The 7,659-nt window shown below is 70.9% G+C and carries 6 protein-coding genes; 3 read left to right on the top strand and 3 right to left on the bottom strand.

Going from position 1 to position 7,659, the window contains the following annotated elements; translation table 11 throughout:
* A partial coding sequence (locus EIO58_RS09415; RefSeq protein ID WP_127819321.1) for a MarR family winged helix-turn-helix transcriptional regulator occupies positions 1-258 on the top strand: 258 nt, incomplete at its 5' end.
* 39 nt (positions 259-297) lie between these two features.
* Positions 298-2,013, top strand: coding sequence for a BCCT family transporter (locus EIO58_RS09410; RefSeq protein ID WP_127819320.1), 1,716 nt, complete (start codon positions 298-300; stop codon positions 2,011-2,013).
* 6 nt (positions 2,014-2,019) lie between these two features.
* On the opposite strand, the gene EIO58_RS09405 is transcribed toward EIO58_RS09410, so the two are convergent.
* The 3 genes from EIO58_RS09405 to EIO58_RS09395 form a co-directional block, all read right to left on the bottom strand.
* A complete protein-coding gene (locus tag EIO58_RS09405; RefSeq protein ID WP_240658683.1) occupies positions 2,020-3,858 on the bottom strand; it encodes a vWA domain-containing protein in 1,839 nt (612 codons plus the stop codon).
* Between the two features lie 270 nt (positions 3,859-4,128).
* A complete protein-coding gene (locus EIO58_RS09400) occupies positions 4,129-4,686 on the bottom strand; it encodes a hypothetical protein (protein WP_127819318.1) in 558 nt (185 codons plus the stop codon).
* Positions 4,687-4,796: 110 nt separating this feature from the next.
* Positions 4,797-6,272 (bottom strand): MFS transporter, encoded by a 1,476-nt coding sequence (locus EIO58_RS09395; protein ID WP_164861608.1) that lies wholly within the window; start codon positions 6,270-6,272, stop codon positions 4,797-4,799.
* Between the two features lie 140 nt (positions 6,273-6,412).
* Here EIO58_RS09395 and EIO58_RS09390 point away from each other — a divergent pair.
* Positions 6,413-7,659: sensor histidine kinase (locus tag EIO58_RS09390; protein WP_127819317.1), on the top strand; the 1,247-nt coding region annotated here is incomplete at its 3' end.

Here is a 7,659-nt window from a genome sequence, read left to right as displayed (position 1 = left end):
GTGGGCGTCGACCAGCCGCGCGCCTCGCGACTCGTGCAGCAGGCCGCGCAGCTCGACCTCGTGCGGCGCGAGGCCGACCCCGACGACGCCCGCCGCACGCGAGTCGCATTGACGGATGCCGGAGCCCGCCTGGTGCGCGGCTTCCGGGGCGAGCGACGTGAGGCGGTCGACGCGGCCCTGTCGGACTTCACCGCCGACGAGCGCGCCGAGCTCGCGCGGCTGCTGACCAAGCTTGCCCAATCCTGGCCTCTTGTCTAGCCCCTGATCCGCGCCCGGCGGGTGGCTAGCCTGAGGACCGTGAGTGAGAACGCCACGCCGCCGGAACCCACGCCCGACGCAACGACATCGCCGCCGGGCACGACCCCCGTCGCGGCGCCGGTCGCGGCTCGCAGTGGGATCCAGCGCTGGGTGTTCTGGCCCGCCGCCGGCGTCGTGCTGGTTTTCAGCGCCTTCGCGATCCTCGCCCCGCGGGCCGCCGAGGCGTTGTTCGCGGCGATCCAGTCGACGATCGTCAACGCGTTCAACTGGTACTACGTGCTCATCGCCGCCTTCTTCGTCGCGTTCGCGCTCGTTGTCGGTTTCTCACGCTTCGGTGACATCAAGCTCGGTCGTGACGACGAGAAGCCCGAGTTCTCGGCCGGCGCGTGGTTCTCGCTGCTGTTCGCCGCGGGAATGGGCATCGGACTCGTCTTCTACGGTGTGAGCGAGCCGCTCAGCCACTTCGTGGATCCGCGGCCGGGCGTCCGCGGCACGCCCGAGCAGCTCGCGCAGCAGGCGCTCACGCAGACCTACCTGCACTGGGGCGTGCAGGCCTGGTCGATCTACGTCGTCGTCGGGCTCGGGCTCGCGTACGCGATCCACCGCCGCGGTCGGCCCATCTCGGTCCGGTGGACGCTCGAGCCGGTGCTGGGGCGCAAGCGGGTCGAGGGACCCTGGGGACACGCCATCGACGTGGTGGCTCTCGCGGGAACGCTCTTCGGCGTCGCCACGTCGCTCGGCCTCGGCGTGCTGCAGATCAGCGCGGGCCTCGAGTCCGCCGGGCTCGCCGAGCCGACCGTCGGCCTCCAGGTGGCGATCATCGGAGTGATCACGGTGCTCGTCCTGCTCTCGGTGCTCTCCGGCGTCAACCGCGGGATGAAGTGGCTGTCGTCGGCGAACCTCGTGCTCGCGGGACTGCTCCTGCTGTACGTGCTGGTGTTCGGGCAGACCGAGTTCCTGCTGCGCGAGTGGGTGCAGTCGATCGGCGGCTACATCCAGAATTACGTCGGCCTGTCGTTCACCGTCAGCGCGTTCCAAGACGCAGAGGGGGAGGCCTGGCAGGCGGCGTGGACCTCTTTCTACTGGGGCTGGTGGATCTCGTGGTCGCCGTTCGTGGGCATCTTCATCGCGCGGATCTCGCGTGGGCGCACGGTGCGCGAGTTCGTGCTCGGGGTCATCATCGTGCCCGCGATGCTCGGAATCCTGTGGTTCGCGGTGCTGGGCGGCTCCGCGCTGTTTCTGGAGCTGCATGAACCGGGGTCGATGACGCTGCCGGACGGCACGGTCGACCTCGAGGGCTCCATCTTCCAGCTGCTGGGCCGGTTCCCGGGCACCACCGTGCTGACGATCGGCGTGCTGATCCTCGTCACGATCTTCTTCGTGACCTCGTCGGACTCGGGCGCGCTCGTGATGGGCATGATCGCCACCGGTGGCGACCAGAACCCGCCGAAGTGGGTGCGGACCTTCTTCACGCTCGTGTCCGCGCTCCTCGCCGTCGCCCTCCTCATCACCGGGGGGCTCACCGCGCTGCAGACGGCCGCGATCACCATCGCGCTGCCGTTCAGCGTCGTGATGCTGCTGATGTGCTGGTCGACGATCGTGGCGTTCCGGCGCGAGCGGCGGGCGTACGAGCACGCCAGGCGGGATGCCTTCGTCGAACGGATCGGCGACTACTACGGACTCGACGTCGAGGAGCCCGACCAGCGCGGGATCGATTGGCCCCGGTTGCCTCGCTGGATGCGACGGCCGCGGTGACCGACGTCAGAAGCTCGTGACGAGGTCGCCGAGGACCGCCTGCAGCTGCGACGGGTCGGTCGCGTCGTAGTAGTGCGCTCCCGTCGCACTCGAGATCGACTGCAGCGTCGCGACATCGGCGTCGGCGCCGTACGCGAGCGTGAACACGAGCACCGGCGTCGCGTGGTGCAGGTTGCGCAGGTTCTCGAGCATCTGGTCCTGGCCGATCGTCGGCGCGTTCGGCGCGTCGTTCTCGCCGTCGCTCAGGAGCACGACCGCGTTGATGCGCTCGGGCGACCATGACGCCGCCTGCTGCCCGGCGAACGTGTCGACCGCCTGGTAGAGCGGAGTATCGCCCATCGAAGCGAGAGCACCGAGCGAGCCGAGGAACGCGTCACGCGACGCCCCGATGTCGGTGACCGGCGCGACCAAGCCCGGCACCATCGCCCCATCGGGCGCCTGCGCGAAGGCGGCGAGACCGATGTCGTCACCGGTCGTGAAGTGTCCGAGCGCGGCCTCGATGGCCTTCTTGGCCTGCGTCAGCTTCGTCTCGGCGGGCGAGATCTGCTCGTCCATCGAGCCTGACACATCGAGCAGGAACAGCACGTTCGCGCGCTTGCGCACGTCGGGGAACGCGGCCTGCACCGCCGTCACGACGTCCTGCTCGGGGAACGCGATGACACCTGCCTGGCCGGCGCGCAGCCTTCCCACCTGCTCGACGCCGGGGTCGAGCCGGCGGTTCAGGTCGCGGTAGCCCGACGCCCGCACGACCTCCTGGCCCTGCGCCGTGAGCGAGAAGCGGATGAAGTCCGCCGCGGCCTCCGACTCGACCGGGTCGATCCATTCGGCGGTCAGGCGCATGGCCGGATTGTCGGCGGCGTAGTAGCCGTCGGACGGATAGATCGGCACGAGCTGCTCGGCGGGCGGCGCCTCCTGCGTGCGGGTCACGCCGTCACGGCTCACGATGCCGCGGTTGTAGTCCCACACCGACTTCTCGTCGACGATGACGGCCGAGAGGAAGTCGGCGGCAGAACCGGATGCCTCGGCCTGGCGTGCGTGCCAGAGGAAGTGCTCGGGCGTGGCCATGTAGTGGCTCGTCGCCAGCTCGTTCTCGTGGACAGCGGTCTGGACGGCCGGATCGGCGACCTCGCGCGCGGTCAGCGACTCGAGCGAGCCCGCCGCGGTGCCGAACGACGCGAACATCGCCGCCTCGCCCGAGGTCGCCATCAGCGGGCTCGTCTTGCCGAGCTTGAACGCGCCCCACTCCGGGTGGCCGAGCCCGCTCCACAGGTCGGGGTCGCCGGCCGCCTCGAAGACCTCGCTCCACGTCGGGGCCTCGGCATCCCATCCGACCGCCTGAGCCAGCTGCGCGGGCATCGCCAGCACGATGTCGGAGGTGCCGACGCTGGTGCCGTCGGCGCGCAGCGCCGTCGCGCCGGCCGACTGGGCGACGTCCACCCACGTGGACGAGTCGGGCAGCCACACCGCGGGCTTCTGGTCGTCGGCGACGCCCGAGAACCCGGACGCCACCGTCGCGGCGGCGAGGCCGGACTTGTCTTTGGCCGGGGTCACCGTGACGCACGAGCCCGCGACATTGCGCGGCTGGCCGTTGTAGGCGGCCGCGAGGTTCTCGACCATCTCGGCGTTCTCGAACGACGACAGCACGCGTACGACCGTGCACGGCTCGGCACCCGGTGCGGCGGCAGGCTCGTCGTCGGGGAACTGCAGCAGCTCAGGCTCGGGCTCGTCGGGCTGCTGCTGCTCTACGGCGGCGGGGGCGTCCGGCGACGCGTTCGACACGATCGCGTACGCCACGGTGCCGATGGCGCCCAGCAGCACGACGATCGCGGCGCCCGAGGTCCACATCACGGCCTGACGGCGCCGCCGACGGCGCCGCTCGCGCCGCTCTTCGATGGCGCTCGGCCTCGCGGACGTGGCGGCAGAGGCGGGGGTGGCCGGCTTCGCGACTGCGCCACGGCGCGGGCCGGGATCGGCAGCATCGTCGTCAGGCCTGGGCTGGCGCATCGGGAACCTCGGTCGTCGGGGGGTCGGAAGGTCCGGGCCGTTCGGGTCGACGGCTGGGCAAGAGCCTAACCCGAGCGCAGTTGCGAGGCGAGTGTGAGCCCGCCTGTCGGATCACTGCGATGCGGTGTTCAGCATCCCGATCAGCACGGCCGTCCACCACCCGGCCTGCGACACCAGCGCGCTCCAGACGCACCACCCCCGCAGTCGCCGCGGCAGCGCCGAGAAGCGCACGCCTCCGGGCAGTCTGGCGAGCTCGGCGGTGAGCTTCGTCATCGAGACGCCGTTCATCGCGACCACGAGGACCGCCGCCATCTTGAGCGCAGTGAGGGGCTGCGAGAGGTCGGGCTGCAAGAATGCGCCGGTGGCGAGGAGCCCCGCGATTCCCAGCCATGCCAGTCCTGACACCATGCGCTCGATGCGCCGGAGGTCGTCGAGGGCCGCACGGCGCAGCATCCACAGCAGCCCGCTGGTCTCCAGCAGCACCGCCGCGCCGAGGCCCACGATCACCGATCCGAGGTGGGCGAAGAGCGCGGGAGTGCGCACCCACTCGGGAGGAGCGACGGATGCCCCGACCCAGAGCGAGACGAACATCGCGGCGAGCACTCCCCAATACGCGACCGCGCGCCGATGGCGCGCGATGCGGCGTCTCTCGGTGAGCGGGATCGTCACGGTGCCTCTCGGTACGACTGGTGCGAGGGAGCGCGACGACCCCCCGTCGCACGATGAAGCATCACCCGCAAGCGAGGCTAGCGGAACAGACCGATGCCTCCGGCAAGAACTCAGCCCTGCGCGACCCGCCGCGGCGCCTTCACGAACAGCAGCAGAACGAAGCCGACGGCGAGCACGAGGGCGATCCCGAGGATCCCGTACAGCGTCTGATGTGCGGCGGCGGCGATGAACACGCCCCACAGCAGCGGCGCGATCCAGCTCGCTGCGCGCCCGGTGGTCGCGTAGAGGCCGAAGACCTCGCCCTCGTGGCCGGCGGGCGTGACCCGGGCGAGGAACGAACGGGAGGCGGCCTGAGCGGGACCGACGAACGCGGCGAGCACGATCCCGACCGTCCAGAACAGCCCCTTGCCGGCGCCGGCGCCGAAGAAGACGGTGAGGCAGCACACCACCAGGACCCCGATCGCGACGAGGATCACAGGCTTCGGCCCGAAGCGGTCGTCGAGGCGGCCGGCGAAGATCGTCGAGACCCCGGCGACGAGGTTCAGCACGATGCCGAAGACCACGAGATCGGTGAAGCCGAAGCCGAAGACGCGGCCCGCGATCACCGACCCGAATGTGAACACGGCGGCGAGGCCGTCGCGGTACACGGCCGAGGCGAGCAGAAACCAGAACGTGGGCCGGGTCTCGCGCCACAGGCGCGCGATCGACCGCGCGAGCTCGACGTACCCGCGGAAGAAGCCGACGCGACGCGCGCCGGGCGCCGGCGGCGGCTCGGGCACGTTGAGGAAGATCGGGATCGTGAAGATCAGGGTCCACACCGTCGCACCCGCCGCGATGAGCTGGAACGTCAGCGGCTCGGTGCCGTCGAGCACCCCGCCGAGGATGAGGCCCACGACGATGGCGAGCGCGGTGATGCCGCCGAGGTATCCGAAGCCCCAGCCGAGGCCCGACACCTTGCCGACGGTCTTCGGCGTCGACACCGACACGAGCAGTGCGTTGTAGTTCGCGCCGGCGATCTCTCCGACGATGCTTCCGACGGCGATCATCGCGACGCCGAACCAGAAGTGGGCGGGAACGCCGGCGACGAACACCATGGCGAGCTGGCACAGGATGAGCAGCGCTGTGAAGATGCCCAGCATGAGCTTCTTGCGGCCCGCCGCGTCGGCCCGCTGGCCGAGCACCGGCGCGAGGAGCGCGATCAGGATGCCGGCTGCCGTGATGCCCCAGCCGAGGTTGCTGTCGAGTGTGCCGAGGGCCTGGCAGTACTCGGTGGCGGTGTTGACCGCGGTGTCGCAGTCGATCGTGTCTCCGCCGACCACACCGCCGGCCGCCACCACCGGATCGAGGAAGAACGGCGACACCAGGAAGCTCGGTACCCACACGAACGTCAGCAGCACCGTGTTGAAGGGCTGCGTCGCCCAATCCCACAGCGCCCACGAGATCACCCGCTTGCGAGGGATCTGCGCGCCCTCCTGAAGGTCGAGGCCCATCATCGCGACGGCACCCGTGCTGGCCGTCGCGGGCGGCGCCGGCGGCCGCCCGGCGCCGACGGGCTGAGGTGCGGGGGATTCGTGCTCGTTGCCCATGGTCGGCAAGGTATGACCCTTCGGTGAACGGCGGGTGCCGCCGTGGCGCGTGGCCAGGCTACCGACTGAGGACCTGGGTCGTCGTGGACTCCGGCCGCCGCACGACACAATGAGGTGACCTCGACTCTCGGAAAGGCCCGATGCCTGCAGCTCCCCGCGTGCGCTCCGCGCTCTCGCGATCGCTCCACAGTGCGCTGACGCTGGTCGCGCTGCTGGCGACCATGCTCGTCGGCGTCGAGGTCGCGCTGTTCCCGCTCGCGGGTCCGGCGGGCCCGCTGCTGCTGATGCTGCCGCTGATCTTCGCGGTCTACGTCGTCGCGGGGCTCGTCGCGTGGAAGCGCCGGCCCAGCAACGGCATGGGGTTCCTCATCGTCGTCGCGGGATTCGCCCTCTACCTCGGCAGTCTGCAGAACACCGGCGTCCCCCTGCTCGTCGGGCTCGGCGCGGTGTGCGCGACGATCGTCGCGGCGGCGATGGTGCATCTGCTGCTCGCGTTCCCCACGGGCCGCCTGCCGGACCGGGTGTCACGGTTCCTGGTGGCGGCGATGTACGTCATCGCGCTGCTGCTCCAGGCTCCTCGCTACCTGTTCGACCCGGACGGCCCCTTCCCCTCGTTCGCCGTCGCGGACCTCCCTGGCGTCGTCGAGTTGCTCGGCCTCTTCCAGACGATCGTCGCCTCCGCGTTCAGCGTCGCAGTGGCGGTCGTGCTGTGGGGGAGGCTGCGCCGTGCGGATGCCGCACACCGGCGCGTGCTGATCCCGCTGTTCTCGTACGGCATCTTCGCCGTGCTGTTCATGCCCCTCATCGCGGTCGTGCTGGATCGGGTGCTGCTCGTTCATCCCTTCGTCCGCGGCTACCTTCAGTTCGCGGTGCTCGCGGGGATCCCGATCGCGTTCGCCCTGGGGACGCTGCGGGGCGGGTTCGCCCGCACCGGAGAGCTCGAGGAGCTGGGCACGTGGCTCGGGACCGCGAGCGCCTCGAAGGAGCCGCTCGCGCACGCACTCGCGCACGTGCTCGGCGACCCGTCGCTGCGTCTGTACTTCTGGGCCGGCGATCGCGGCGAGTTCCTCGACGCCGACGGGCGGGGGGCGCCCGCCCGCCTCGCCGACAGCCGCCGCGGCTGGGAGACGATCGTGCTCGACGGCCGGACCATCGGCGCCATCGACTACGACGCAGCGCTGGTGGCCGACCGCGAACTCGTGCGCACCGCGGGACGCATCGTGGCGATCGAGGTCGAACGCGCCCGGCTCACCGCCGAGCTGCGGGCGAGCCAGCGCGCACTGATGCAGTCGCGCGAGCGGCTCGTCGAGGCGGCCGACCGCGAGCGCAGGCGGATCGCCCGAGACCTCCACGACGGGCTCCAGGTGCGGCTCGTGCTGCTCGCGCT

The organism is Microbacterium sp. CPCC 204701, assembly GCF_004010105.1.
Taxonomy (GTDB): domain Bacteria; phylum Actinomycetota; class Actinomycetes; order Actinomycetales; family Microbacteriaceae; genus Microbacterium.
The sequence above is the reverse complement of the archived record's forward strand: the minus strand, read 5'-3'. Positions and strand labels throughout refer to the sequence as shown.

Coding starts and splice junctions, on each gene's coding strand:
- EIO58_RS09405 (WP_240658683.1), bottom strand. CDS start 3,858: ATGTGGACCTCGGGCGCCGCGATCGTCGTGCTGCTGGGCGCCATCGGC.
- EIO58_RS09395 (WP_164861608.1), bottom strand. CDS start 6,272: ATGGGCAACGAGCACGAATCCCCCGCACCTCAGCCCGTCGGCGCCGGG.